At 63.5% G+C, this 26,419-nt stretch carries 30 protein-coding genes and 1 tRNA gene; 17 read left to right on the forward strand and 14 right to left on the reverse strand.

What is annotated here, in order from left to right; translation table 11 throughout:
• Positions 1–109: 109 nt before the first annotated feature.
• On the reverse strand, positions 110–277 hold the full coding sequence (locus tag NMAG_RS09320) for a DUF1931 family protein (protein ID WP_004267503.1): 168 nt from the start codon (positions 275–277) through the stop codon (positions 110–112).
• A 258-nt stretch (positions 278–535) separates the two neighbouring features.
• Here NMAG_RS09320 and larB point away from each other — a divergent pair, with 258 nt between their 5' ends.
• The 5 genes from larB (at position 536) to NMAG_RS09340 (ending at position 4,160) form a co-directional block, all read left to right on the forward strand.
• Positions 536–1,288, forward strand: coding sequence for a nickel pincer cofactor biosynthesis protein LarB (gene larB / locus NMAG_RS09325; RefSeq protein WP_004267502.1), 753 nt, complete (start codon positions 536–538; stop codon positions 1,286–1,288).
• A 125-nt stretch (positions 1,289–1,413) separates the two neighbouring features.
• Positions 1,414–1,563, forward strand: a complete 150-nt coding sequence (locus tag NMAG_RS22840) for a DUF7563 family protein (protein ID WP_012996607.1) — start codon at positions 1,414–1,416, stop codon at positions 1,561–1,563.
• Positions 1,564–1,764: 201 nt separating this feature from the next.
• A complete protein-coding gene (locus NMAG_RS09330) occupies positions 1,765–2,187 on the forward strand; it encodes a DUF5518 domain-containing protein (protein WP_004267501.1) in 423 nt (140 codons plus the stop codon).
• Positions 2,188–2,367: 180 nt separating this feature from the next.
• Positions 2,368–2,760, forward strand: a complete 393-nt coding sequence (locus NMAG_RS22765) for a GIY-YIG nuclease family protein (RefSeq protein WP_004267500.1) — start codon at positions 2,368–2,370, stop codon at positions 2,758–2,760.
• Positions 2,761–3,086: 326 nt separating this feature from the next.
• Positions 3,087–4,160 carry a hypothetical protein gene (locus NMAG_RS09340; RefSeq protein ID WP_004267499.1) on the forward strand — a complete coding sequence of 358 codons (1,074 nt, stop codon included), beginning with the start codon at positions 3,087–3,089 and terminating at the stop codon, positions 4,158–4,160.
• Between the two features lie 115 nt (positions 4,161–4,275).
• Here the strand turns inward: NMAG_RS09340 and NMAG_RS09345 are convergent, their stop codons facing one another.
• A complete protein-coding gene (locus tag NMAG_RS09345) occupies positions 4,276–4,869 on the reverse strand; it encodes an NADPH-dependent FMN reductase (RefSeq protein ID WP_004267498.1) in 594 nt (197 codons plus the stop codon).
• A gap of 159 nt (positions 4,870–5,028) precedes the next feature.
• Here NMAG_RS09345 and NMAG_RS09350 point away from each other — a divergent pair, with 159 nt between their 5' ends.
• Both NMAG_RS09350 and NMAG_RS09355 read left to right on the forward strand, forming a co-directional pair.
• Positions 5,029–6,540: a phosphohexomutase domain-containing protein gene (locus NMAG_RS09350; RefSeq protein ID WP_004267497.1), complete on the forward strand. Its 1,512-nt coding sequence runs from the start codon at positions 5,029–5,031 to the stop codon at positions 6,538–6,540.
• An 86-nt stretch (positions 6,541–6,626) separates the two neighbouring features.
• Complete coding sequence (locus NMAG_RS09355; RefSeq protein WP_004267496.1) at positions 6,627–7,037, forward strand: hypothetical protein; 411 nt, start codon at positions 6,627–6,629, stop codon at positions 7,035–7,037.
• 84 nt (positions 7,038–7,121) lie between these two features.
• On the opposite strand, the gene cysE is transcribed toward NMAG_RS09355, so the two are convergent.
• The 3 genes from cysE to NMAG_RS09370 form a co-directional block, all read right to left on the reverse strand.
• Positions 7,122–7,634 carry a serine O-acetyltransferase gene (cysE, locus tag NMAG_RS09360; RefSeq protein ID WP_004267495.1) on the reverse strand — a complete coding sequence of 171 codons (513 nt, stop codon included), beginning with the start codon at positions 7,632–7,634 and terminating at the stop codon, positions 7,122–7,124.
• A gap of 307 nt (positions 7,635–7,941) precedes the next feature.
• Positions 7,942–8,610, reverse strand: coding sequence for a metallophosphoesterase family protein (locus tag NMAG_RS09365; protein ID WP_004267494.1), 669 nt, complete (start codon positions 8,608–8,610; stop codon positions 7,942–7,944).
• Positions 8,611–8,776: 166 nt separating this feature from the next.
• On the reverse strand, positions 8,777–9,373 hold the full coding sequence (locus NMAG_RS09370) for an IMP cyclohydrolase (RefSeq protein WP_004267493.1): 597 nt from the start codon (positions 9,371–9,373) through the stop codon (positions 8,777–8,779).
• Positions 9,374–9,489: 116 nt separating this feature from the next.
• On the opposite strand from NMAG_RS09370, the gene NMAG_RS09375 reads away from it, so the two are divergent.
• From NMAG_RS09375 to NMAG_RS09385, 3 genes are all read left to right on the forward strand, one after another.
• The gene (locus NMAG_RS09375; protein ID WP_004267492.1) at positions 9,490–10,275 is read left to right on the forward strand and encodes a homing endonuclease associated repeat-containing protein; all 786 of its coding nucleotides are present in this window, start codon (positions 9,490–9,492) and stop codon (positions 10,273–10,275) included.
• A 133-nt stretch (positions 10,276–10,408) separates the two neighbouring features.
• Positions 10,409–10,481 (forward strand) — tRNA-Gln (locus tag NMAG_RS09380).
• Between the two features lie 163 nt (positions 10,482–10,644).
• A complete protein-coding gene (locus NMAG_RS09385) occupies positions 10,645–11,379 on the forward strand; it encodes a rhodanese-like domain-containing protein (RefSeq protein WP_004267491.1) in 735 nt (244 codons plus the stop codon).
• 28 nt (positions 11,380–11,407) lie between these two features.
• On the opposite strand, the gene NMAG_RS09390 is transcribed toward NMAG_RS09385, so the two are convergent.
• From NMAG_RS09390 to NMAG_RS09400, 3 genes are all read right to left on the reverse strand, one after another.
• The gene (locus NMAG_RS09390) at positions 11,408–12,814 is read right to left on the reverse strand and encodes an oxidoreductase (RefSeq protein WP_004267490.1); all 1,407 of its coding nucleotides are present in this window, start codon (positions 12,812–12,814) and stop codon (positions 11,408–11,410) included.
• A 122-nt stretch (positions 12,815–12,936) separates the two neighbouring features.
• Positions 12,937–13,464, reverse strand: a complete 528-nt coding sequence (gene cgi121, locus NMAG_RS09395) for a KEOPS complex subunit Cgi121 (protein WP_004267489.1) — start codon at positions 13,462–13,464, stop codon at positions 12,937–12,939.
• The gene (locus tag NMAG_RS09400) at positions 13,464–15,863 is read right to left on the reverse strand and encodes an ATP-dependent DNA helicase (protein WP_004267488.1); all 2,400 of its coding nucleotides are present in this window, start codon (positions 15,861–15,863) and stop codon (positions 13,464–13,466) included. The genes cgi121 and NMAG_RS09400 overlap by 1 nt, the downstream gene beginning before the upstream one ends.
• A gap of 109 nt (positions 15,864–15,972) precedes the next feature.
• Here NMAG_RS09400 and NMAG_RS09405 point away from each other — a divergent pair, with 109 nt between their 5' ends.
• Positions 15,973–16,458, forward strand: a complete 486-nt coding sequence (locus tag NMAG_RS09405; protein ID WP_004267487.1) for a universal stress protein — start codon at positions 15,973–15,975, stop codon at positions 16,456–16,458.
• Between the two features lie 27 nt (positions 16,459–16,485).
• Positions 16,486–16,713: a zinc-ribbon domain-containing protein gene (locus NMAG_RS09410; protein ID WP_004267486.1), complete on the forward strand. Its 228-nt coding sequence runs from the start codon at positions 16,486–16,488 to the stop codon at positions 16,711–16,713.
• 41 nt (positions 16,714–16,754) lie between these two features.
• Here NMAG_RS09410 and NMAG_RS09415 read toward each other — a convergent pair whose 3' ends face one another.
• The 3 genes from NMAG_RS09415 to NMAG_RS09425 form a co-directional block, all read right to left on the reverse strand.
• Positions 16,755–17,963, reverse strand: a complete 1,209-nt coding sequence (locus tag NMAG_RS09415; RefSeq protein ID WP_004267485.1) for an inorganic phosphate transporter — start codon at positions 17,961–17,963, stop codon at positions 16,755–16,757.
• Between the two features lie 215 nt (positions 17,964–18,178).
• On the reverse strand, positions 18,179–18,913 hold the full coding sequence (locus tag NMAG_RS09420; protein ID WP_004267484.1) for a DICT sensory domain-containing protein: 735 nt from the start codon (positions 18,911–18,913) through the stop codon (positions 18,179–18,181).
• Entirely contained in the window at positions 18,910–19,266 is a 357-nt protein-coding gene (locus NMAG_RS09425) for a DUF7344 domain-containing protein (protein WP_004267483.1), read from the reverse strand. The genes NMAG_RS09420 and NMAG_RS09425 overlap by 4 nt, the downstream gene beginning before the upstream one ends.
• Positions 19,267–20,030: 764 nt before the next feature.
• Here NMAG_RS09425 and NMAG_RS09430 point away from each other — a divergent pair.
• Positions 20,031–20,276 (forward strand): ferredoxin, encoded by a 246-nt coding sequence (locus tag NMAG_RS09430; protein ID WP_004267482.1) that lies wholly within the window; start codon positions 20,031–20,033, stop codon positions 20,274–20,276.
• Positions 20,277–20,300: 24 nt separating this feature from the next.
• Here the strand turns inward: NMAG_RS09430 and NMAG_RS09435 are convergent, their stop codons facing one another.
• Positions 20,301–20,951 carry a helix-turn-helix domain-containing protein gene (locus tag NMAG_RS09435; protein WP_004267481.1) on the reverse strand — a complete coding sequence of 217 codons (651 nt, stop codon included), beginning with the start codon at positions 20,949–20,951 and terminating at the stop codon, positions 20,301–20,303.
• 80 nt (positions 20,952–21,031) lie between these two features.
• Between NMAG_RS09435 and NMAG_RS09440 the strand changes: the two genes are divergently transcribed.
• Positions 21,032–22,609 (forward strand): cytochrome P450, encoded by a 1,578-nt coding sequence (locus NMAG_RS09440; RefSeq protein ID WP_004267480.1) that lies wholly within the window; start codon positions 21,032–21,034, stop codon positions 22,607–22,609.
• Between the two features lie 16 nt (positions 22,610–22,625).
• On the opposite strand, the gene NMAG_RS09445 is transcribed toward NMAG_RS09440, so the two are convergent.
• A complete protein-coding gene (locus NMAG_RS09445) occupies positions 22,626–23,300 on the reverse strand; it encodes an HAD family hydrolase (protein WP_012996608.1) in 675 nt (224 codons plus the stop codon).
• A 159-nt stretch (positions 23,301–23,459) separates the two neighbouring features.
• The gene (gene mdh, locus NMAG_RS09450; RefSeq protein ID WP_004267478.1) at positions 23,460–24,374 is read right to left on the reverse strand and encodes a malate dehydrogenase; all 915 of its coding nucleotides are present in this window, start codon (positions 24,372–24,374) and stop codon (positions 23,460–23,462) included.
• Positions 24,375–24,548: 174 nt separating this feature from the next.
• Between mdh and NMAG_RS09455 the strand changes: the two genes are divergently transcribed.
• From NMAG_RS09455 to NMAG_RS09465, 3 genes are all read left to right on the forward strand, one after another.
• On the forward strand, positions 24,549–24,998 hold the full coding sequence (locus NMAG_RS09455) for a TIGR00725 family protein (RefSeq protein WP_012996609.1): 450 nt from the start codon (positions 24,549–24,551) through the stop codon (positions 24,996–24,998).
• Positions 24,999–25,109: 111 nt separating this feature from the next.
• On the forward strand, positions 25,110–25,550 hold the full coding sequence (locus tag NMAG_RS09460; RefSeq protein WP_004267476.1) for a GNAT family N-acetyltransferase: 441 nt from the start codon (positions 25,110–25,112) through the stop codon (positions 25,548–25,550).
• Positions 25,551–25,607: 57 nt separating this feature from the next.
• Positions 25,608–26,378 carry an Sjogren's syndrome/scleroderma autoantigen 1 family protein gene (locus NMAG_RS09465; protein ID WP_004267475.1) on the forward strand — a complete coding sequence of 257 codons (771 nt, stop codon included), beginning with the start codon at positions 25,608–25,610 and terminating at the stop codon, positions 26,376–26,378.
• Positions 26,379–26,419 lie beyond the last annotated feature (41 nt).

Below are 26,419 nucleotides of genomic sequence, written 5' to 3' on the forward strand. Positions count from 1 at the left end.
TCGCTGTCACTCTTGATTTGAGAGCGACCGCTCAGCAGGGAGATGCTCTCCGTGACCGATAGCAATCGCTCACCAGTGTAGCGTACGAAAGAATTGTGGTAACGCTACCTTACAGGTCGCGCGGCTGGACCGTCTTTCGGTCGTTTGCCTCTGCGCGGCGGGCAGCGTCTTCGAGGAGTTCGTCGACTTCCTCGTCGAGTGCGTCGTAGAAGTCCGAGGCGACGTTCTTGTCATCGAGCGCTTCCTTCACAGCAGCTTTGACGATAAGGTCTGCCATACGATGTAGCGATTTCCCTTTCCACCATATAAATACTTTGGTTATTTACGGAAATACCGGGTCGTCAGCGGTTGCGACGCCCATTTCGGGGGGCCGATCCACCGGAAAGTATATGACTTATGAGTCACGCATCCGTCGTTTTGCCCCATCGAGCGCGCCGATTGGGCTCGCGCGCGCCGCTGGGTCCTCTCGCGCGCGGTTTCGACACCTCCCTTGTCGGTCCGACGGATTCGAGTATCGCGGCCCCCCATCAGACGTATGCGCGAACTCCTTGATGCCGTCGCTGACGGCACCCTCTCTCCCGAACAGGCTGAGGCCGAGCTCAATGGCTACGTCACCGGTGAGGCCGGCCGCTTCGACGCGGCCAGACAGTCACGACGAGGTATCCCCGAGGCAATCCTCGCCGAGGGCAAGTCCGACGCACAGGTCGTCGCGCTCGCAGAGACTGCACTCGAGACGACCGATCGAGCGCTGCTCACGCGCGTCAATGACGACCAGATCGACGCGCTCCGAACGGCACTGGCCGAGTCTGTGCCCGATGCGACGATCGAGCGCCGCGGGACGACCGTCCGCGTGCTTGGGCCCGACTTCGATCAGCCGGAACTCGAGGCGACCGTCGGTATCGTGACGGCGGGCACGGTCGACAAGCCGGTCGCCGACGAGGCCGAAATCGTCTGCGCCGATGCGGGCGCAACGATCGACCGGGTGGACGACGTTGGCGTCGCGGCCCTCTCACGAACGCTCGACCAGGTCGAGCGCTTTCGCGATGCGGACGTCTTAATCGTTGCTGCAGGACGGGAGGGAGCGCTGCCGACCGTCATCGCCGGCCTCGTCGATACGCCGGTCATTGCAGTTCCCGTCTCGAGTGGCTACGGCCACGGCGGCGACGGTGAGGCGGCCCTGGCGGGCCTGCTCCAGTCCTGTACGGTACTATCGGTCGTCAACATCGACGCTGGCTTCGTGGCCGGCGCACAGGCTATCTTGATTGCGCGCGCAATCCATGGGTCCTAGAACTAATATCATTGTTGGTACCAAAAGATAATCTCATTAGTGACAAACTGCATAACTCGTTCTAGGAAGGATTTTTATTTCTTCCACGAATAGTACTGGGTACCGGCGAACTCGCCGGTGTAACCATGCCCAAGTGTGACCACTGCGACGCGCACGTTTCCGAACGGTTCGCGCGTGTCTTCGCCGACGCACACGGCGAAATCCGCGCGTGTATTAGCTGCTCGGCCAATGCGGGAATCGCTGAAGCCTCACGTGAGCGTGCCCGTCAATTGTAACGCAAATTGACCCGGCCCCGCTACGAACTGCACATCCAAATTGGCAGCTCCATACTCGGACGAGGTCCTTTTTGTTGCGTATTCTCACCTTCCGTTTGGGTATCTGTCCAGCGTCTGCCCAGCGTTCTCGGCCCCTTCGTTGATCCTCGCTACTCGAGTCACAGGAATGTTTATTTGCAGACTGGACGAACCGTCTCGCAAATGAGGCAGACAGTCGACCCCGACTTCGAGTTCGACCGCGGACCCGTGCTCTGGGGAGCGATTGCAGTCGTGATCCTGGGGTTCGCCGTGAACTTTCTCCTGAATCGACCGCTGTGGCTCGTTCTGGTCGCGCTGGTCGGCGGTGGCGTTGCGGCCGCCCGGAGTGACTTCTACGAGGTCCCGGCCAACAACGGCGCTGTCGCAGCAGTCCTCGGAACGCTCGTATTGATTCCGTTTCTGGCGTTCGCACGCGTCTCCTGGTTGTTCGGTATCGAGGGCAGCGGGGATACGCTATTTCTTTCGGCTGTTCTCGGTCTTGCCTGGGTCGCCATCGTCCTCATCGTGCTCGCGCCGCTCGGATACGTTGGCGGGATGCTGGTCGATATAATCCGTCGCCGGGTCGGTGGACCGATCGGTTACTGATCACGACGTAGTTCGTGCCCTTCCAGCCACTGCTTTCGTGTCCTTCCAGTCACCGCTTCCAACTTTGGGTCGGGTCCCCAACTCCACCCCCACTCTTGCTCTCCTGTCTCCGCTTATCCCCGCGCTCCCCGCTCACTACGATAGCATCCTTTTTCGGCTCCGTTTCCCTACACTTGTCCGATGTCGGAGCCAGACGTCACAGGCGACTCGGCCGGTGGGGGAAAGCCGGAGAGCAATGGGACCGGCACCAGCACCGGGACCAGCACCAGCACCAGCACCGGGACCAGCACCAGCACCGGCACCGACCCCGACACCGAAGCCGCCGCCAACCGCCACGTCGTCTACGTACTCGAGTGCGCCGACGGCTCGCTTTACACCGGCTACACGACCGACCTCGAAAGACGGGTCGCCGAACACAACGCGGGTGAGGGTGCGAAGTACACCCGCGGGCGAACGCCAGTCGAGGTCTGCTATCACGAGCGCTACGAGACGCGTTCGGCCGCCATGTCTCGTGAGTACGAGATCAAGCAGTTGACCCGCACACAGAAGGAGCGACTCGTTGGCCTCGAGTGATACGGTCTGCTGTAACGGCTACCGGCCTGACCGCAGGATGGCTCGCGGTGGGGCCGGAAATGAGTTACAGTAGTCCGTATGAGGCCCCGATTGTGGTGCACTTCGAGTCCGGGAGTCGGTCGCCACAGGTGAGTTCGGAAAACAGCCATGAGACGACCCGATCTCTTTGGAAACCCACCGGTGAGCGTTCGTTGCCCGCGGCTACTGCCCACCGTCGAACGGCGTCCGGACTGCTCCGCAATCGACGCAATCGTGGTCTTCAGATAGTATTTCTTGGAACCTCTTCGAAAAATAGATAGTGTCGGTTGCTGTCCGTACGGACGATAATGGACATTGACGGTCTCAAACAGCCGGAGTATACTGGCGAGAATCGCTGCCTGCCGTGTACGCTGGTCAACCTGGCGATTGCTGCGGTTGCTGGCTGGCTCGTCGCTCGGAAACACAGGGCCGCTGGCGTCCTCGCGCTTGCTGTCTCGGCTGCGATAATCTACGTTCGTGGCTATCTCGTCCCCGGAACACCGACGTTGACCAAACGGTATCTGCCGGCCGACGTATTACGCCTGTTTGGCAAGGAGCAGGACCCCGAGATCGCTGGCGGTTTCCAGGGCGTCGATGCCGGTACGGTCTCGAGCGGAGCCGACATCGACTTGCTGACCGACGAGCAGATCGGTATCGACACCACTGATGCTCACGCTGGTGTTGACACGACCGACCCAGACGACGCGACCGACTACTTCGATGCGCTGGTTGATCCGCCCGGACCCGACGCAACGGTGCAGTCTGAACCGCCCGCTCACTATGTCGACGGCGATGGCGACGGTGACGGTGACGGTGACGGCGACGGTGACGGCGACGGCGACGGTGGTTCCGATTTCGGAGCCATCGACCTCGAGGCGTACTTCCTCGAGCACGAGGTCCTTGAGCCCTGCGAGGACATCGATGGTCTCTGTCTCACCGCAGCATTCGACCGAGTCTGGTTCAACGAGATCGACGCTGTTGACGTGGAATCCATCGAGCTTGCCGACGTCGTCGAGGCATTCGGCTTCGAGGCCGACCTCGACGAGTTGGACTTCGAGCCTCACGGTGATGGCCTGATGCTCCAGGCAAACCGTCAGGCCGTTGGACGGTGGCCCTCCCGGACGGCGTTACTCGCCGATGTCGCCGCGAGCCGCACCCTCGCGGAGTGGATGCCCGATTGGGACACACACGACCCACAGCTGAAGGGCGAGATCTGTAATGCGCTCCGAGTATTCTTAGAGGAGTGTCCGACCGGCGGCGACGTACACATCACGGAGGGGGTTGTCGAGTCCTGCTGTAGCTCCCACGACGTGATCGCCGTGATCTGCGAGAAGTCAGGCGATCGGCTGTTCGAGCATCGCATCGACGCGGACGAGGCCTAATACGGACTGCCATACCGACGTTTCAGTTCGACCGTCGCCGTATTGCAGTTGGGCCGGCAATGATGTCCAGTAAACTGTCTGCGTTGCGTTCGTCTCGTGTTGAACCGGTCGTCGGTCAATCGTCGCCGGCCGCCCGCGTCGACGTAACGCTGGGATCGATGAACGCGTACTCGGTGAGGCTCCACCCAAGTTTTTCCACCCGCTCCTGCAGGTCGGTGTCGCGGAACCGACGCCCGTCGATCGCGTCAGGATCCTTCTCGAACTTCTTATTCGCATTGCGAAGGCCGACCTGGTGGGGCAGTACCCAGCCGTGGACGCCCCGGACCGTGATCCGTAGGTGGTCGAGTGTCGACCCATAACTGCCGCCGCCGGCAGTCGCAAGCAGGCCGACGGTGGTGTCTTCGTACTCGTCCCAGCCACAGTAGTCGTGAAAGTTCTTCAGCGCGCCCGAGTACGAGCCGTGGTAGACCGGTGTGCCGAGTGCCACGGCGTCTGCCTCCCGCATGAGGGCCTTCACCTCCTGTTCGTCACCCTGTTCGTCGACGTTGGGATCGTAGAGCGGCAGGTCGTACTCGCGGAGGTCGAGCAGCGTCGTTTCGGCACCGGCCTCAGCAGCTGCTCGCAGGGCGTACTGCAGCGCGGTTCGCGTGTAACTCTCGTCGCGGAGGCTCCCGCTAACCGCGAGGACGGAGGGTGTGGAGCGACTCATTGGTCGACCTAATGTGAACTGGCCCAATGTGCGTGTCGCTTCGATGCGCGTGGGGCCCTCGTCTGGAACCTGCGCACGGATGGTCTCTCTCCCACCCTACCGTCTCGACCAGTGGACTGCAGCGTCGCTTTTTTCGCACCCGGCGGTGAGTCCACGCCTATGGACGCCATCACGTTCGGCACCGACGGCTGGCGAGCGACACTCGAGACGTTCACGACGCCACGCGTCCGCATGGTCGGCCAGGGCGTCGCAACGTACCTCGCTGACGAGGGTCGGGACGCCCCCGTCGTCGTCGGGTACGACGCCCGCGAGAGTTCGCGTGGCTTCGCCGAAGAACTCGCCAGAGTGCTGTGTGCGAACGGCTTCGACGTGTTGCTCCCCGAGCGAGACTGTCCGACGCCGCTCGTGGCTCACGCGATCGTTGAGCGCGACCTCGCCGGTGGCCTTGCGATTACGGCCTCGCACAATCCGCCGGAGTACAACGGCGTGAAGTTCATTCCACATACCGGCGCGCCGGCACTTCCAGAAGTCACGGACGCGATTGCCGACCGTCTTGCGGAACCGGACCCACTCCCCGAATCCGAGCACGGCACCGTCCGGGAGGTTGATCTCGAGACACCACACGCCGATGCGGTGTTCGATCTCGTCGGGTCGATTACCGCGGGCGATGATAGCGCTATCAGCCACAGCGACACCGATTCACGTGACAGCACGGCCGGCGACACCGATTCACGTGACAGCAAGGCCGGGGACAGCGCGCCCGACGACGCAATCATCGAATCGGACTTCACCGTCGCCTACGACGCCATGCACGGCAGCGGCCGCGGCGTCACGGACGCCGCCCTCGAGCGCGCCGGCCTCACTGTCGAACGCCTGCGCTGTGAGCGTGACCCCGATTTCGGCGGCGGCGCACCCGAACCGGCCGCGGAGCACCTCACCGAACTGATCGACCGCGTCACCGACCCCAATAGTGCGCCCGTCCTCGGCCTCGCAAACGACGGCGACGCCGACCGCCTCGCCATCGTCACACCTGCCCGCGGCTACCTCGACGAGAACCTCTTTTTCGCCGCGCTGTACGAGTACCTACTCGAGTCCGACGCTGGCTCGGCGGTCCGCTCGGTCTCGACGACGTACCTCATCGACCGCGTCGCCGAGGCACACGCTGAGGCTGTCCACGAGGTCCCGGTCGGTTTCAAATGGGTCGCACAGGCGATGGCCGACCACGACGCCCTCGTCGGCGGCGAGGAGTCCGGCGGCTTCACCGTCCGCGGACACGTCCGCGAGAAAGACGGCGTCCTCGTGGCGCTGCTCGCAGCCGCCATGCACGCCGCGGAACCGATCGACGACCGGGTCGACCGACTGCTCGACACCCACGGCACCGTCGTGCAAGACAAGATCAGCGTCGACTGTCCCGACGAAGAGAAGGGTCGTGTACTCGGTGCACTCGAGTCCGAAATTCCCGAGACTGTTGCCGGCACGACGGTTGCGGACGTGAACACTGCGGATGGATTCAAGCTGCTACTCGAGGACGGCTCGTGGCTACTCGTTCGGCCGAGCGGGACGGAGCCCGTGTTACGTGTTTATGCGGAGGCCGAGACGGACGAGCGTGTAGCGACGCTACTCGACGCTGGCGAGTCGTTGGTCGAACCGCTCGTCGAGTCACGCGGCTAAGCGATTGGGCCGGTGACCAGTTAGCCGGCGGGCTGGTTGCGTGTTCCGGGCTTGTACTTACCGGTCCTGTCGTCGATAGGTCAAACATGGATAGTCGACGCGAGGATGCCGCCTACACCGAACTGGATCCCGACACCTGGCACCAGAACGACGGGGGCAACTACTACATCGACTGCCCCGAGTGTGGTTCGGCGGCGACGCTGATGAACGTGGTCCAGCACGGCCGCTGTAACGGGTATCTCGACCAGCGAGAGGGGGAGACTGAACTCGACGAGGAGGCGATGGGCTGTACGGCGAGGCTCTGGTTCGAACTCGGCTACGTTTCGGATCCAGAGCCTGCGGACGAGACGGCGGCTGGTGACGATGCAGTCGCTGGTGATGCCACAGCGAATGCCGATCAGGATACGGAGACGAGTGTCGAGACGGGCAACGGTGTGCCAGCAGAAGGAGAACCTGCGGGCGCGGACGGAACGGTCGACGAGAGCCAGGAGAACTGACCTACCTCTCCCTCTCGGTCAGTCGCCTTCACTCGTCGGCCGCCTCACTCATTAGTCGCCTTCACTCGTCGGCCGGCCCACTCGTCAGTCGTCAATTCGCCGTGCCGGAACACCAACTACTGTCGCGCCGGCCTCAACGTCGTCGGTGACGACCGACCCCGCACCGACGGCAGCATCCTCACCGATCGTGATATCGCCGAGCAGCGTCGCGTTCGCACCGATCTTCACACCGTCTTCGACCGTCGGGTGTCGCTTCACCGGCTCGTTCGTATCACCGCCAAGCGTGACGCCGTGGTACATGTGCACGTCGTCGCCGACTTCGGCGGTTTCGCCGATGACGACGCCCATCCCGTGATCGATCGTCACTCGTCGTCCAACCGTCGCGGCGGGGTGGACCTCGACGCCCGTCAAAAGTCGCACGAGATGCGACAGGAGTCGAGCGAGCAGTCGAAAACCGCTGTTCCAGAGCCGGTGGGTGACTCTGTGCCCCCAGACGGCGTGGACTCCGGGATAGGTGAGCGCGACCTCGAGACACCGTCGCGCGGCCGGATCCCGGTCGCACATCGCCCGCGTGTCCTCACGCAGTCGTCCGATCATCTACCAGTAGCCTCCGTGCTGCCGCCGAGACGGTTCGGCCGCCCATCCTGGTGGTCGGCTACTATCGCTCGCTTGCGTGTGCCATCGACAACACCGGCGCTCGGCGTGTCGTGGTCGATTCCTGCCGGTACACGCGCGGTCGCCGGAGACAACCATACGCCACTCTATATCGGTATCCTGCCTAAAAGGTTCGATTCGACTGCTCTTCGGGGCCGTGTACCGGTTCTCACAGTTGGTCCCACTCACCGACGCGGTATTCACTTACCCGCTCACTCTCTCCTGTACCGTGCCGATACGCACTCCCTTCTCACTTCCCTCGCGCAAGTCGGCTCCCGATTCGCTCCGGTAGCCCTACCTCCCCGACTTCCTCTTGCACCGTCTCTACGTCGTACTCGACACGATGCGTCTCGACGGTCATCGCCGCCAGATCGACGACCGCGTAGCCCGCCCGCGGATCACCATCTCGTGGCTGGCCGACGCTCCCGGGATTGACAACGATCCCCTCAGCGAAGCGTTCGACCCCTTGTACGTGCGTGTGGCCGAGCACCAGCACGTCCTCTTCGTCGAGTAACTGCGCCGAGAAGTCCTTGGGATACGTGTACCGCGAGTAGCGCTGTGGATCGTCGGGATGCCCATGGACAAGCTTGATGCGCCCGTCGCACTCGAGTCGCTCCGTCGGCAACCCCTCGAGCCATGCACACTGCCCTTCCGTCAGTTGGGAGCGGGCGTACTCGACGCCTGCCTGCGCCATCCCGTTGAACCGGAACGGCGTCTCGCCGGCGACAGCGGCGTCGTGGTTCCCGAGCACGGTTGGGACGTCTCGCTCGCGCAGTTCGTCGACGCAGTCTCCCGGCCAGGGGTTGTAGCCGACGACGTCGCCGGCACAGCAGAGTTCGTCGACCGGTGGCATGTCCGCGAGGACCGTCTCGAGGGCGACCCGATTCCCGTGGACGTCCGAGATGAGACCGACCTTCATGGCAGTTACTCACCATTCACTGTCGCGAGACAGTTGTAGGTTGCTCACGCAGCGCACAATAGACAGCGTCGGGCAGCGCCGCCTCATACGGTTTACTGTAAGTCATTTCCGGCGCAACCGCGATCCAGGCGGCAGTTGCACCGGTAAATCGTTACAGCAATCCGTATCAGTCCCCGTTCTCGATCGCCGTTTCGAAGCCGTCCTCGGTTCGGGAAACCCCTGCCGCACACACTGCGTGTTCGAACTCGAGTGCGTAGCTCTCGCTGGCTGCCGCCGTAGCACTCTCGGCATCGAACTCGATCGGTTCCGGTGTGTCCTTCTCGTAGGTCGCCACGAGCGTCGGTTCGTCGACGGTCTCGACGAGCAGCGCGTCCTTGCGGACGGTACCGATCAGTGCCTCGCCATCGTCAGTGATCGTCGCCGCTATCCGCGGCGTGTCGTAGTCGTCCTTCTCGTAGTCGAGCGCGAGCAGACTCTCCGCGAGCGCGTCCCGCGCGGGATAGCCCAACTCGAGTTTCTCCGCGATCGGGTCGACGTGCGAGCCGTTGCCGAAGGCGACCGTCTCGCCAGTCGGCGTCTCGACGACGCGCAGGCAGTTGTAGGAGACGTACGGGTTGTCGGTGTCCGGCGCATCCTCGGTCGGGCCGACAGTAAGCGCCTCAGCATCGTCTCGCGCAGTAATTGCTCGGTTCGGGAACGACCGGGAGGAGACGCGGTACGCGCCACCCTCCGGGCCAACGACGACGAATCGTCCGACGTACATACTCGAATGTGCTCGGGTCGGGAGAATAGTGGTATCGGTTCGTGATCACACGAGTAGCGTACTCCCATCCGGTTTCCGTCTGCGGGTTTATATCACATGCCGGAACGAACGGCGGTGTGACTACGGAAGACGAGTGTCTCGAGGCACTCCGGGAGGCTGCCGAACGACTTGGTGAGTCGCCGACGAAAGCACAGTACGAGGAACTCGGGCTGACACCCGCCTCTGCGACGATTATTCGAACGTGTGGTGGCTGGAACGACGCGAAGGAACGGGCCGGGCTCGAGACATCGTACTCGAGGGGGTCTCGAGTAAGACGGAAGCCAGACGAGATCGAACTTCCCGAGGGACTGTCCTGGGATGCGCTCTCTGTGGATCAGCGGTGGCACTACCGAAACACCGACTGGAACACGGAGCGGACGTTACGCCGCCGTTCTCGATTGCGATCCTGGCTCGACGAACAAAAGCGAGAACGCGGCTGTTCTCGGTGCGACGTGAACACTGCAGCCTGTCTCGATTTCCATCACGTCGATGCGACAACAAAACGGATGGCAGTCGGACGAATGGTAACCTTCGGATACGGCCGGGACGCACTTCGAAACGAGATTGCAAAGTGTACCGTCGTCTGTGCGAATTGCCACCGAGCAATTCATCATACGCCACCGGAGCGAGAACTCCGGACATGGACGGACAATCAAAAACGTGCTGCTGGCTGTAATCGATGCGGAGAATCGGACCCCGCCTGTTTAGACTTCCACCACGTAGGGGACGTGAAGGAGGCAACTGTCGCACAACTGGTCGCAAACGACCAACCAAAAGAGCGAATCAGGGCTGAAATCGAGCGATGCCACGTTCTCTGTGCAAACTGTCATCGAAAGGAACACCACGACTCGACGATGTGCTAACAGCTTCCGACCTAGAGACTGTTAATCGAGTTCGTTCGAGAACGCGTTCGCGTTCGAGTTCGTAACACTCTAATACGAACCCCAACTACAGACTGGTACGACGTTGGTAACTGACGCCGCCGGCGTCATGTCAAGTCCATTAGGGTAGTGGCCAATCCTTCGAGCTTCTGGGGCTCGAGACGCTGGTTCGAATCCAGCATGGACTACTTCTCTCATTTCAACTCGAGTTCACTCGGAGTCTCTTCTCCGAGTCTCCAGTTGAAACGAAGGGGTCTGGTCAGGTATCTCATCCAGTGACGACGAAACAGGTCGCGAGTGCTCCCAGCGGCGACCCCAATGGCTATAATTAGTGGACGTGTTCCCTGAATTATGAAGAGACGAACGCTTCTCCGAGCGACTGGTGGCGCGGTTCTCGGTGGCTCGGTCGGTCTCGCCGGGTGTCTGGACCAGTTTTCGGATTCTGAGTCCGACAACACCGACTCTCACGACTTCCCGCCAGAATACGAAACCGAGACGTTCAACGGTCAGACCGTCCCGTTCGCGCCGCTCGAGGACGTCGCTGAGTGGTGGGAGGACGACGAGGCGTACTTTGTCGATACACGAACGCAGCCACAATACGACGAGGCACACATCGAGGGTGCCGTCTTCAGCCCGGCACCGGACGGACTGGAGTCGAGCGACCCGGTCTCCGACTGGGGTACCGACACGCGAATCGTCACCTACTGTGTCTGCCCGATTGCACAGGCAGGCCAACGCGCGGCGGTTCTTCTCGATAACGGCTACACGGATGTCTACGGTCTCGCGGACGGGTTTAATCCCTGGCGCGAGAACGGCCACCCCGTTGAGAGCAACGATGGCCAGGCGTCACTATCGACCTACGAAATCGAGGGCGAGACGGACCCCGCAGACGCCGGCGAGTACGCACTCGCGGTCCACCCCGACACCGGTCAGCGTGAAGCCAGTCGCATCGACGCGAACGGCGGGTACGAACTGTCGCTACACTTCGTCGACGTTCCCGACTCGTCGCTACTCGAGTTGCGGACGCCGAGCTACGAACTCGAGGGGACGATCGAGGAGTTCTCGTCGGCGACTGTTCGCGCCTGAGTCGTGGGGGTCAGTCGTTGCGTCGTTCCTATTCGCGCGTTTCTGTTTCCTCACTGCTCGCGTACGCACCAGCACGCTCGAGTACCCCCCGCTGTTGCAGCACGCTGGGTGTGCGACAGATACCGGGTGCGCCGGTGGCCTGCGGCACGGTGCAGTTGTTGCAGCTGTCACAGAGGACTCGCGGTGTGGTATCCTCGGCAATGAGAGTGGCGTTTGCGTCCGTATCGAGTAGTCGCGCGCCGAGTCGCGGTTCGGCATAGAACGGACGGGCCAGGCCGACCATATCGCATGCAGGCTCGGTTTCCTGCCCCGATTCGCCGCCGCCGTTCCCCTCGCCTGCCCCAAGCAATCGATCCATCTCCCTGCGCTCACGAATCCCACCTTCTGCGAGTACCGGAATCGACACCGCTTCGCGAACCCGTCGGCAGAACGCTTCGTTCCAGGCCGGCTCGAACCCGTACTGCAGCGACTGGACCCAGTTTGCGAGCGAGACGAGTCGTCGTCGCGCCGGCCCGCCGAAGGCCGCGTCGTACGCCTCTTGCAGGTTTTCGTTTTCCCATGCTCGCGCGGGATACTCGCCGCGGACAATGCTCATATCCCAGACGACCGATGTCTGGACCGGTACCACGGCGTCGTAGCCGATCCGCTCGAGTCGGCGCGCAATTTCGACGCCGTCCGAGAGCGAGAGCTTCCGCCGGACGATCGGCGTGGGTGGTGCAGGCGTCTCCGCCGGGACCTTGGTTACGATCGGAACGTCGCCCGCCCGTCCGCGAATCTCGTCGTGGACCAGCGCGAGGAACGCGAGTCGGGCTTCGGGTGAGCCGCCGAACTCGTCGTCGCGGCGGTTGTAGAACGGCGAGAGGAACTGCTGGATAATGCCCATGTTCGCTGCGGCGAGATGGATGCCGTCGTAGCCCGCTTCCACGGCTGACGCGGCCGCACGGCCGAAATCCCCTGCGAGATCGTACACCTCGTCGGTTGAGAGCACCTGTGGCTCGTACGAGAGAAAGCCGAGGCGGTCGAGCAACTGAAGCTGCCACGGCGGCTTTGATACCGCCAGTTGCTCGAGGTCGGGATGGCCGGCGCGATACTCGGCGTTCCAGGTCTCCATACTCCGCAGACCGCCGTGCTCGAGTTGGATAAAAATCCGCCCGCCGTGGTCGTGAATCCGGTCGGTCAGTCGCGACAGCTGCGAGACGAACGCGGGATCGTGCACGCGGGTCATACCAGGTGCGGCACAGCCGCCCTCGCCGCGGACGATGGTCGCACCCTGAAAAATGAGCCCTACTCCCGACGCTGCGGCCGGTTCGAGGTCGTCGATCAACGCGTCGACTGCGTCGGGGCCGCTGCCCGCGCACTCGAGTAGCGGTGCGCGGTAGAGCCGGTTGGGGATCGTCACGCCGCCGATGGTGAGGGGGTCCTCGAGGGTCGCCATCTGTGCTGTTGACGGCGGTTCAACGGGGATGGATAAGAGTGTGCTGCCGGGTTGTCGGTTTTCGGTTGCCTGTACCGACTTGGGGACAGTCTTGGGTCACCAGGTGCCAGTACAGTACTCTATTACTTCTCGACTTCGAGCAACGCCACCCGCTCACGAACCAGTGCCTCGAGTGAGGCGTCCGTCGCGGCGCGTTCGGCGTCGGTGATGTCGAAGAACGATTGCAAGGTTTCCTCGTCGGTGTCGTCGAGCGTCGGTTCGGGTCCGACGAACGACTCGAGTTCGGTGATCGCCTCGCGGGCGGCCTCGAGGTCGCCGTGTTCGTTCTCCGTTGACCCAGCGTGGTCGATGAGGACGACGGCGCGAGTCTCGTCCTCGCTAACGCCCATCTCGAGTGCCTGGTCGATCTGTCGCCGGCCAGCAGCGTAGAGCAGTATTTCGACTGCTCGGTCGCGTGCGACGTTCTCGCCGCGGTCGATCGCACGGTCGGCCAACTCGACGGCCCGCTGGAGGTGTTGCCGTCCAGCCACGTATCGTGCGTCGAAGGCCTGTATCGTCACGCCGTGGCGCTCGCCGATCTTGCCTACGTCGGTGACGAACGCATCGAGGTCGTCGACTGCGAGGCGACACTCGAGTAGCTCCGGGGCCACTAGAAGTCACCCAGGCTGGATTGGTTGTCGTCTGCGTCGTCCTCGGTTGCGTTCGCATCGGCATTCGGTTCGCTGGAGCCACTCGAGTTGGACGACCCCGATCCGGAGCCACCCTCGACCGGAATCGGCTCGACGCCGTCCATCGACGGCTCCTCGCGGCCGGCGTTCTCGAGGATGTTCTCGGCCGTCTTCTCGCCTTTGAGGACGTGCAGGATGACGCCCTTGTCAGCGGATCGGAGGGCTGCGGGCTCTTCGATGCCGGCCGCGTAGAGCCGCCGTGCGCGCTTGCGGCCAATGCCGCTCACCGAAACGAGCTCGAGTAGCTCCTCGCCGACACCGTGTTCGACGCGGGCGCGGGCCTCGCGGACCGCGACGGCCCACTCACTGTCGATCTCACTCGCGAGCGACTCTGCCGCACCGAGTAGCCACTCGGCGGTGTCAACCTTGCCGCGGAGGTCGCCGGGACCGATTTTGTACCGCTCGGTGATCTGTTCCTCGTCGTCCTCGGTCGCCCAGTCTTCGAGTAGTTTGCCGGTCTTGAGAGCGGCGAGCCAATCCTCGAAGCGCTCTTCTTCGAACTCGCTGGGCGCGTCGCCGAGCAGTTCGCGTTCACGTTCGTAGTAGAGTTCACCGAATTTTTCGTCCTCACCCGAGCGCAGGTAGAGTTCGTACATGTCGGGCGTGCGCGAGACGAGCTGGTAGAGCCCGAGAGCGGTCGGGCGCTCGTCGGCGTCCTCGAGTCCGTGGACGATTTCGGCGGCGCTCATCGGATCGAGGTAGAGCCGTGAGACGGTGTGGCCGAGGCTGGTGGCCTCGAGGTCCTCTTCTTGACCGGTTGTGCCCCCGCTGTCACCGCCATCGCTATCGGCCAGGTCAGCCGCCGATGTGAACGCACTCGCCGCGTCGGCCTCGCTGTTGAGCGTGTCCTCGGGACCGCCGCTTCGTTCGATGAAATCGTTCCGTTCTAGGTAGCTCAACACGTCGTCAGTCACCCGCTCGAGCCGTCCCCCCTCGCTCGACTGGCTCGCGTAGAGCGTGGCCTCGAGGAACTCGAGTAACCCCTCGCGTGTGCGGGCAAATCCGGAGGCGATGGTGGCGAGCACGTGGGTTCGTAGTGCGGGCTCGGCAGCCAGTTTCGAGCGGACGGGTTCGGGGTCGGCCCAGACGTAGCGGTCGAACAGCTCCTGGCTCTCGTCGTGGCTCTTCGCGAGCAGGACGGCCTCGCCGTAGGGGTCGAGACCGGGGCGGCCGGCCCGGCCCATCATCTGGTGGACCTCGAGTACGTCGAGAGGGGCCATTCCGCCTGCGCTCGGGTCGAAGCGCCGCCAGTCGCGGACGATGACACGCCGGGCTGGCGTGTTCACACCGGCGGCGAGCGTCGGCGTCGCGGAGATGACCTTCAGCAGGCGGTCGCGGAACGCGTCCTCGACCAGACTGCGCTGGGTACTCGAGAGCCCCGCGTGGTGAAACGCCGCGCCGCGTTCGACGCAGTCGGCGAGGTCCTGGCTGGTCTCGGTGTCGCTGTCCTCGCGGATCTCGGTAGCCAGCGCTGCCAGATCGTTTTGCTCGCCGGCGGTCAGTTCGCGACTCGAGACCTGTCCGAGTCTGCGGGCGGCGGCCTCGGCGTTTCGGCGGGAGTTCACGAAGACGAGCGAGGAGCCGCCCTCTTGAAGGATATCGCGAACGAGTGCGGCCTCTTGCTTCTCGCCGGCCTCGACCGGGACCTCCCGCGTCTCGCCATCGTCGAAGTTGAGCGCGTTGCCGTAGTGGACGCCCATCTGGAGGTCGATCGGCCGCCAGTCGGTGTCGACCAGCTCGGCGTCGAGCCAGTCGGCGAGTTCGTCCGCGTTGCCGACGGTTGCAGAGAGTGCGACGACCTGCAGTTGCGGGTTGAGCCGCCGGAGTTTGGCGAGGGTCACCTCGAGTGTCGGGCCGCGGTTTCGGTCGTCGATCAGGTGCACCTCATCGCTGACGACGCACGTCAGGTCCGAGAGCCAGTCCGCACCGTTGCGTACGAGCGAGTCGACCTTCTCGCTGGTCGCGACGATGATGTCCTTCGTGGCGAGCCACTCGCTGGTCGACTCGTAGTTGCCGGTGGCGACGCCGGTCGTGACGCCGAACTCCTCGTAGGCGTCGAACTCGGCCTTCTTCTCGCTCGCCAGGGCTCGCAGCGGGACGATGTATAGCGCCTTCCCGCCGCGCTGTACGGCAGAGAGCATCGATAACGCGGCGATCATGGTCTTGCCGCTGGCGGTGGGGACGGCGGCGACGAGGTTCTCACCCTCGGTTGCGCCGGCTTCGACGGCCTCGGCCTGCGGCGGGTAGAGCTCCTCGATGCCTTGCTCCTGGAAGTGCGAGCGGGCACCGGGTGGGAGCCCCGACAGCTCCTCGACGTTCATTACCCGTGATTGGCGCGTCTTTCGGTTTAAACTGTCGTCTTGCGGAGTCGCTCTCCAATCTCTCGTCCACGATTTGAACTCTGCCCGGCGTCTGCGCGCCGACAGACCGATGAACGAGGCGACCGAACCCGCCCGTATGACCGCTACGGGCCCCGACCGCGTCCTCGTCCCCACGCTTGGCCGTCCGGGAGAGGACGAGGCGCTCGCGTACGCCCTCGAGATGTTTCCCGACGCCGAGGTCATCCTGCTGGCCGTCGTGATGCCGCTCGATGCGCCGCTCAGTGAAGGGAACATCCTCAAGCGCGACGAAACGCGAACGGAGGAGGCCCGACGGACGACGACGGAGCTACTCGAGTCGGTGTCCGCGGACGTGCCGTCAGCGTCCGATCGGATTCGCATCGAGACGACCGAGGGACGGCCCTGGACGGTTATTCCGCGGTACGCGAGCGATGCGGATGTCGATCACGTCGTCATGTACGGCCACGAGAAGGGGTCGGGAACCGGAACGCCGGGGTTCGTTCGGCGATTTCTCGGACGCACGATCGCGACGACCGTCGTCGACCGTACCGACCGGCCGGTGACCGTACTCGAGTGAGCACCCCGAGGTGATGGGAGTGGACGTATGAAACCGGTGTATATCTGCAGTCGTTGCGGGGAAGAGATCTCACGAACCGTCGACGAGTGTCCACACTGCGGTTATCACCCGCAGTCGATCGTCTGGCGGGTCGGTGTCGGAGCGCTCATCTTCGGCGCCGCGGCCGCGCTCGTCTTCCCGCCGGTCGGACTCATCGGGATCTTCGCTGGCGTTCTCGCCGTCGGCGGGAGCTACCTCCTGTCGCCGGCGGGGTGAAGCGACGGTGGTGTGTTGTGGTGTGACCGGTACCGACCGGGTTATCCGCCGATCAGCGCCGCGAGCAGCTGATAAAGCCCGTAGCCGACTCCGATCGACGTTCCGAGCGTGAGCAGCCAGAATACGATCGTAAACCCGATCTTCTGCTTCGAGACACCGGCTGATCCCGCAGCCAGCCCACCGCCGATGACTCCCGAGAGGATGATGTTGTTGAGCGAGATGGGGATTCCGAGGGCGATCGCCAGCTGTGCGATGATGAAGCCGGGAACGAGTGCCGCGATCGACCGGCGGACACCGAGCTGTGCGTACTCCCGCGAGGTCGCTTGCAGCAGCCGCGGTGCCCCCATCCAGGCGCCGGCGAGAATGCCGGTTGCACCCAGTGCTAGCAGTGTGATTCCCGGCAGACCGAGTTCGATCCGAAAGAGGTTCTCGAGCGGACCGGTCGCGAGTCCGACCTGCGACCCACCCGACGAGAACGCGACGATTCCGCCGAGGACGAGCAAGAACGACCGAATCCCGTGATCGACGGAGTCGAGGACGTGCTTGCGAATCCAGTAGAACGCCAGTGCTCCGATTCCGATCGTCACGAAGATCATTCCGAGATCGACGTCTCCCACGAGCACCGGGCCGCCGCCGAACGGCTGAGAGAGAAACCGTGCAAGCGTCCCCTGTTCGGCTGCTGGATCGGGAATCGCGCCGAGTCGAATATTCGCGACGATTGCTCCGACGATGGCTGCGAGCAACGGTACGCCGACTGATTCGGGAATGTCGTCACGTCGCAGCGTGACCGCGGTCGCATACGCCAGCCCGCCGGACATGAACGGCACGAGCAGCCAGAACGTTCCGAGACGCTGGTACGTCGCCATTGCGGGGTCGCCGCCCAGTGAGAGTCCGACGCCAACCATCGCGCCCGTTGTTGCGAACGCCGCGGGGATCGGATACCGCGTGTAGATCCCGATCGCCATGAACGTCGCCGCCGTCAACAGGCCGGCGGTGGCTGCGAGCGGCGTAATGGTCACGCCGTCGATCAGATCCGCTCCGACGGTCTCGGAGATGCTCCCGCCTTGCATGAGCGCACCAGCGGCTGCGAGCAGTCCGATGACGAAGGCAGCCCGCATCGTCGAAATCGCGTTCGCGCCGATCGCGGGGGCAAACGGCGGCGAGTTGCTGTTCGCTCCGAGCACCCACGCCATAAACAGGCAGGTGATGATGGCGGCCCCGACGAGGACGGCGAACGATAGTGCGACCATTCACTCGAGTATAATTCGTGCTATCGACACAAAAACGGTCGTCCGATTCTTGATCGGCAACCGGTCTCTCGTGCTCTCATGCTCTCGTGCTCTCATGCTCTCGTGTCTCGAGTTCGACCGTGTGTCTGTTCCTGAATCCCGAACAACAGCCGTCCCGTGTCGAGGGACGATAGTCGTCCGACGGTCGGCACAGCCGTTGCCTCGGTGGTTCGGTGCTACGCGCTCTGAACGCCATCGATATCCTCGAGGCACGCCACCAGTTCGCCGACCAACTCGGGATCGTACGTCCAGAAGCCGTAGTACCGTCCGGGCTGTCGTTCTTCGGCGACCAGCGCACACGCTTGCTGCGTGTTCCCTGCACCGTCGAAGACGACGAACCAGAACTGTCCGATCTCGCCCAAAGCGGAGACGACCGCGAGACCCTCCGTCGGCGCGTCCCACGCGGCATCGAGGAATACCGTCACCGAGAGGGCTCCACGGGAGGAGAGGCGGTCGTACACCTCTCGCTGCTTCTCGAAGGCCGCTTTGCGCTCGAAACCGGCGTACAGCGCCCCCTCACCGAGACGCCAGGCCCGCTCTTCGATCTCCCGCGAGACCGCGAGCAACTGTCGGCGATCGTAGGAGGAAAAGAGCGTATTCTCGAGGAAGTCGAACACCTGCCGCGTCTCGATACCGGAATTCTCGAGCGTCCACGGCGGATAACTGTCGGGGGAGAGGATAGCGCCGAAGTACTCGATTCCCAGCGCCCCTCGAAAGCTGCCGTCGGCGCCCCGGATCACCACGAAGCCGTCGTCGAACGCAGCGGCCTGTCGGTGCTCGACGGTCACGTTTCTGGTCGTGAACTGCTGCTGAAGCTCGGCCGCGACGTCGGTCTCGGCAGTGTAGACCGCGAGATGCTTTCGCTCGTTTTCGACGATTTCGAGCGCCTCTTCCAGCCCACTGATCGTCATTCGCCGATCCCGAGAACGGTGTAGATCGCCGGCGGAACGTCCACGTCCCGAACGGTCTGCTCCTCGGCGTCGAACTCGAGTAACTCATGGTCGTCGAGTCGCGGCAGTATCGAATGGTACAGATAGATGTACGCGTCGTCGTAGTCCGATTCGGCTGCGATCCGACCCTCCTCGGCGGCGGTTTTTCCAGCGATTGCCGTGGCGAGTTCGTTGACTGTCGTCTTCGGATGATCGTACAGATAGGCGAGCGTGATCTGCATCTCTCGGTTGGCGAGTAACCCGAGCCACTCGTCGAGCGCTCGTCCGGAGACGGCGTCTGCGAGCGGAGAGAGGTCATCGATCTCGTTCTTCATGGTTGTTGCTATAGAATACGATTGCTGCTAAGATAAGCCACGTCCCGGATTCGACCGACTGTCTCGGTAAGTAGCTAGTAGCCACTGCAAGTCAATGCACACCTGATCGCACGACGGCAGCGCGGTTCGGAGCGAGCGCGGTTCGGAGCGAGCGCGGTTCGGAGCGAGCGCGGTTCGGAGCGAGCGCGGTTCGGAACGAACGAAGTGAGTGAGAACCGCGGACGCGAGCGGGGAACAACGTGACCCGCGAGCGAACGAAGTGAGTGAGAACCGCGGACGCGAGCGGGGAACAACGTGACCCGCGAGCGAACGAAGTGAGTGAGAACCGCGGACGTGAGCGGGGAACAACGTGACCCGCGAGCGAACGAAGTGAGTGAGAACCGCGGACGTGAGCGGGGAACAACGTGACCCGCGAGCGAACGAAGTGAGTGAGAACCGCGGACGCGAGCGGGGAACAACGTGACCCGCAAGCGAGTGGAACGAGTGAGAACCGCGGAAGCGCGATCAGTGTGTGAATAGTTGCAGTTGTTACTATAGTAGCTACTGCAAGTCAGTCCACAGCCCATCGCATAGCGCACAGCTGTCGGGCTATCGGTGTGTGACTTGTTTCAGTGGCACGTATTCATGTCCGTTGCACGTCGTCGGGTTCGTCTGCAGACGGCATCCTGGTCCGGGCTCTCCTGACAGTCTCCGATCGCTGGCGGCGGGCGCTGTCTCCTCTCCCGACCGCTAACGATTTACCACGATCACCCCAATCTTCGCTCATGAAAGTCGAGTTCGACGAGGACACCTGTATCGGGATGTACCAGTGCGTCGCCGAGTGGGAGGGATTCACGAAAGACAAGTCGAAAGGGAAGGCGATTCTCGAGGACAGCGAGGAGGTCGAAGACGGCGTTTTCGTTCGCGAGATTCCCGAAGACGCAGAACTGGACGCGAAGTTCGCCGCCCGCACGTGTCCCGTCGATGCCATCAAAATCTACGACGACGATGGCGAGCAGTTGATTCCCTGATCAGTCGCTCAGTCACCACCGCTTCTATCGTTGCACTGCAGCATCGACCAGTTTCGACTCCGCCGTTCGGAGCAACGTCGAGGCCGCACTCTCCGAGCACTCGAGTTCGGCTGCCACCGTTGCAAGGTCGCCACTCCGTGGCACGTCGTAGTACCCCGCGTTGCGGGCGACCGTGAGCGCCTCGAACTGTCTGGCAGTGAGCCGACCGGCCAGCGTCTCCGAGCGGCGCTGGTGCTCGCTTATGCGCTCGACCTCGATCTCGACACCGTCCGGCGCTCTTTCGAGCAGCTGCGACATCGCTTCTGGTTCGCCAAGCACGGTGATGCGGGCGTTTTGTCGCCCCGTGTAGACCATCGGCGGGACGATCACCAGACCGGGGACATCGAACGTTCCCAGCAGCGTGGCGTCGGCGGCCCGCAGGTCCATCTCGACGTAGCCGTAGAAGGCGTCGTCATCGATGGGTGTCGCATCGTAGCGGTGAACGGCGTCGAGCTCGTCGGCCAGCGTTCCGAGTGCTCCGACATCACCGACGATTAGCGAGAGAAAGCGAACGGTGCCGGCTTCGGGATCGACCTCCCAGGAGAGCACCTCCTCGCGCTGGAACGCTGTGAGGCCCTCGGGTCCTGGCAACTGCATCGACGGGGGGAGGCGGAGCGTGAGGTCTGCTGACTGCATACCGGACATTCTCCTCCACTATATAAAGAAGTTCAGTGCTTCGGGAGATCACCGACGGTTGTACACGTCGAAGAACGAGTATGACCGACCCGCAGTCGACAGCAGACGACCGAAGCCCGAGGACAGACGCCGAAGCCGGAACTGAGCCGGCGCGAAACGACGGTGAGACCGGATCGATGCGAGCCACTGCTCGGACACCGCCACCCGGCCCGCGCGGGCTCCCGCTGATCGACAGCACCCTCACCTTCGTTCGCGAGCCACTCGAGTTCCTCTCCGATCTCAGTACGTACGGCGATGTCGCCGGATACGAAGCCTTCGGTCGTGAGTTCGTCGCGGTTTCGGATCCCGGGCTCGTCGAGGAGGTCCTGGTTTCCCGCGACGACGAGTTCTGGCGTGGCGAGTTCGAGAACGAGTTCAGTGACGCGGTCGCTATCGAGGGGGTGTTCTTCGCGGAAGGCGACCGCTGGCGACGACAGCGTGTGCTCCTCCAGAACGCGTTCACACCGGCCAGAATACAGTCCTACGCCGACGATATGGTCGACGAGACGACTCGGCTCGTCGAGCGCTGGTCCGACGGCGACGTTGTCGACCTTCGTGAGGCGTCCTCAACGTTGACGCTCCGGGCGTTGACCCGGTCTCTGTTCGATCTCGAGTTCGGGGACGACCGTGCTGAGCGCGTGCGACGCTGGGTTCACGCGATGGGTGTGTACAACGACACCGAGTTCTTCGGCGTTCGGGCCGTGTTGCCGACGTGGCTCCCCAGCGGGGCCGAACGCGAGTACCGGCGTGCGACGGCCGATGTCGAAGCGCTCGTCGAGGGTCTGGTCGCCGACCGCCGCCAGTCGGGTACAGACGGCGACGACCTGCTCTCGCTGCTCGCGACGGGTGCGTATCCCGACGGTTCGAGACCATCGGCCGAGGAGATTACTGACCAGCTCCTGCTCTTCTTGCTTGCTGGGCACGAAACGACTGCGACTGCGCTGACGTACGCCTGCTGGCTGCTGGCTGGGGACGACGCTGATGTAGATGTCGACGCTGATATCGATGCCGATGCCGACGCTGGTGCCGATTTCGACGTTGATGTCGATGGTGGTGCCGACGCTGATGCCGATTTCGACACCGCCAGCGTTCGCTCACAGCTCGAACGGGAGGTCGACGCGGTCTGTGGCGATCGAAACCCGACGTTCACGGACCTCCCGGAGCTCTCCGTCACCGAGGCTGTCAGCCGCGAGGCGCTGCGTCTCTACCCGCCGCTGCCGTTCCTCCAGCGCGAACCTCACGAAAGCACTGCGGTCGGCGGCTACCGAATCGACCCGGGAACGACAGTCCAGCTCAATATGTACGGAATCCACCGGGACGACCGGTGGTGGTCCGAGCCAGACGCGTTCCGTCCGGCTCGCTGGCTCTCCGCCGACGAGGACGGGCGACCCGTGCTCGATGCTCGTACTGATACTAACCGTCCCGAGTACGCCTACTTCCCCTTCGGTGGCGGCCCACGCCACTGTATCGGGATGCGGTTCGCGATGACCGAACTCCAGCTCTCGCTGGCGACGTTGGTCCAACACGCTGATTTTGACCGAATTACGGAGTCGATCGATCCTTCGTTCAAGGTATCACTCGATCCCGGACCGGTCGAGATGCGGGTCCGAAAACGGTAGGCTGCGTTCCCCTTCGTTACCGGTGGGCGAGCTGCCTCACTCCGTACAAATCCTCGACCTCGTACGTCGGTTCGACTCCCAGCTCGACCTCGTGACAGTGGGGCCGGCGAACGAAGACGGACTCGAGTCCCGCTCGTTCTGCAGCGAGGATATCGCTCTCGCTGTCGCCGATGTAGAGTGCTGACTCGGCGGAGACGGACAGATCGTCCAGTGCCCGATCGAGGTAGTGCGTGTTCGGTTTCTTCAGTTGAAGGCTCTCGATGGTCATCTCGCGACCGTAGTAGGTGTCGAAGAACGGGCCGAGTTCGAAGTGCTCTAAGACAAACTCGATGGTGCTGTGGTGGTTGTTGCTCACGACGCCGCAGTTCACCTCCATTGGAAGGCCGGAAAGCGCGGCGACGTCGTCGTATTGCGTTCGGGTTCCGTTTCTGAACTCGACCAGTTGGGAATCCTCGTCGTGTCGCTCGCGCGCGGCCCAGAACGTCGCTGGCTCGAGGTCGTACGCCGAGCAAATCTCCTGAAGCGTCTCGGTCGTCACGCCGCCCACAATAGCGTCGACGTGCTGGCGGTCCGGGTCCTCGACGCCGACCGCACGAAAGGCGGCCCGCGTGGCGTTCGTCTGGGTTTCCACCGGCGGCGGTTCGACGAGCACACCGTCGCTGTCGAAGAGCACGGCGTCGTATGCTGTCACGCGCTAGTGGTATTCTAAACGGGTAGGTTACCGTTTCGGTCGGGAAGCCGAACGCGGTGAGAAAATCGGTCGCGGTTGCCCGTGGTCCGATCCAACTGATCCGAATCGAGGGCAGTTCGCAATTCTCGCAGCTCTACAGATCTCGCTGTACTGCGCCGATCAGGCGATCTTGTCGTACTGGTCCGAGAGCTTCTCGGCGGCCTCGCCGAGCTGGTTGCGCTCGTACTCCGTGAGATCCCACTCGACGACTTCCTCGACGCCGTTCGAGCCGAGTTTGACGGGCACGCCGAAGGCAGTGTCCTCGTGGCCGAACTCGCCCTCGAGTGTGACGCTCGCGGGCAGCACTTCGCCGGTGTCGCGGAGGATGGCCTCGACCATGTGGCCGACGCCGGTCGCTGGTCCCCACTCCGTCGCGCCCTTCTTCTCGATGACGTTCATCGCGGAGGTCTGGAGCTCTTCGAGGAGTTCGTCCTTCTCGTCGTCAGTGAACTCGAGATCCTGGCCGTTGACGCGGACCTTCGAGAAGACCGGGACCTGCGCGTCGCCGTGCTCGCCAAGGATCGTCGCCTCGACGTTCTGGACGGGAACGTCGTAGCGCTGGGAGATCACGTAGCGGAAGCGGGCGGAGTCGAGTCGCCCGCCGAAGCCGATCACCTTGTCGCGTGCGCGGTTGCCCGCCTCGTAGAGGTGGCGGTTGAGCAGGTCGACCGGGTTCGAGGTTGTGACGGTGATGAAGTCGTCGTTGTACTCCGCGATCGAGGAGCCGATGTCCTCCATGATCGGCGCGTTGTCGCCCGCGAGGTCGATTCGCGTCTGTCCAGGCTGGCGCGGGATGCCGGCCGTGATGACGACGACGTCCGAGCCCTCGGTGGCCTCGTAGCCGCCCTGACGGATCGTAGTGTTCGAGTCGTAGGCTGCGCCGTGGTTCGCGTCGGCGGCCTGACCGATCGTGTCGTCTTCCTTGTCCGGGATGTCGACGAAGACGAGTTCGTCTGCGATGTCCCGAAGCGCGATGTTGTACCCTGCGGCGGCCCCGACCGTTCCGGCCGCGCCGACCACGCTAACTTTCGTCATACCACGTAACGATCCGCTTGCCCTTGCGTTAAATCCGTCGAATCCCGCTCTTCTCGCACGATATGACGATATTTCTATCGACGACTGTCGAACCCTTGCCGTTGGTTCTTTTCCACATCACGCAGCACAGCCACGTCCCGAACCGATATGAGCCAGCGCCGCCGTCTCACCCATATGCGAGTGAGCGTCATCGGCGGCGGAACGATCACGAACGACGAAGCCGACCGCGCCGAGGCAGTCGGCCGCGAACTCGGTCGGCGCGGCCACACGGTCGTCTGTGGCGGTCTCGGTGGAACGATGGAGGCCGTCTGCCGCGGTGCAAAGGACGCGGGCGGAACCACCATCGGCATCCTCCCGGGCGATCGCCGGGCCGCCGCAAACGAGCACGTCGACATCCCAATCGCAACCGGCCTCGCCCACGCCCGGAACGCGCTCGTTCCGATGAACGGTGATGCAGTCATCGCGCTCTCCGGCGGCGTCGGCACGCTCTCCGAGATCGGGTTTGCTGGCATCTACGACCGTCCTATTGTGGGTCTCGAAACCCACGCCATCGCCGGCGTTGAGATCGAGACCGTCGAGACACCCACGGCCGCCGTCGATGCCGTGGAGGCGGCACTCGAGTAGCCCTGTCGCGACCTGATTCCTGGCTCGTTGTAGGACAGGCACCATCGGTACTCGGCATCGCTGCCAGACCGAATCGGTACCGGCTTTGTGTATCCTCTCCTCGGCTCACCTATGACTGATTCGAGCACCGCCGACGCCACTGCTGATTCGTACACCATTCGCGAGGAACTCCCTGATCCCGAGACGTTCGCCGCACTGCGCGACGCCGCCGACATGCCGCCACGCTCGCCCGAAGGTATCGAACAGGGGCTCCCCAACTCCGTCTACGGCGTGATCGTCGTCCACGAACCGACGGGCGAAACGGTCGGCATGGGTCGCATCGTCGGCGACGGCGGCACCGTCTACCAGATTTCAGATATGGTCGTCCACCCAGACCATCAACGCCAGGGACTTGGCACGCGAATTATGACCCAGCTCGAGTCCTATCTCGAGTCGGAAGCGCCGCCGCAGGCGTACGTCAACCTCATAGCCGACGTTGACGGCTTCTACGAGTCGTTCGGCTACGAGGAGACGCAACCGGCGTCGAAGGGGATGTACCGGCGGATCGAGTGACGGTTCGTCGAGTCCGCCTTCGCAGCTTTTTCGACGGATGCCACCGTTCTGGTGGGTATGAGCGACTTCGATAAGGAGGCCGAGCGCGAGAAGCTTCGGGAGAAGTACGAGCGCGACAAGGAAGAGCGACAGGCGACCCAGCGCATGAGCGACCTGCTGCTCAAGGGGGCGACGATGACGAACTCCCACTGTGGCACCTGTGGGGACCCGCTGTTTCAGGAGAGCGGGACGACGTTCTGTCCAAGCTGTCACGGGAGTCCGGACGCTGTGCAGGGGACCGGGCTGGAGGCGGACGCGGCTGACGCGGATGCAGCCGACGATGCTGCGCCCGAAGAGACTGCGCCCGAGGCCGGGACTGGGGCCGAGACCGCCACAGACGAGCGAAACGCCGCCGCGGACTCGTCCGAGATGGCCGACCGCGCCGACACCGACGCGCCAAGAGATCCCAAAGTCACGTCTCAGCCGTCGGATGAGACTGATTCGGACCGTACGGATGCAGACCGGTCACGGCCAACGTCGGGGTCGTACTCTCAGTCTCAGCCGCAGACTCAGTCTCAGTCTCAGCCTCAGAGTCGGACCCAGACCCAGAACCAGACCAAGGCCCACCCACAGTCACCACCTCGCCGCGACGAGCCAACACCTGCCAGCAGCGTCGACACGAACGCCACTGATAGCAGCGCCGGCGACCGCTCCGCTGCTCGCGACTCGCTGACGCGTGCACTCGAGAAGTTCGCCGCCGAGGCAGCGGCTACCGACGACCCGCGGTACGCGAAAGAGTGTCTCGAGGCAGCCCGTGAAGCGAGCGAGGCGCTAGAGTCGCTTCGCTGAGTTCGCCCGTCGTCGCTGTCGCGATTGCTGACGTTGCCGAC

This window comes from Natrialba magadii ATCC 43099 (assembly GCF_000025625.1).
GTDB classification, from domain to species: Archaea; Halobacteriota; Halobacteria; order Halobacteriales; family Natrialbaceae; genus Natrialba; species Natrialba magadii.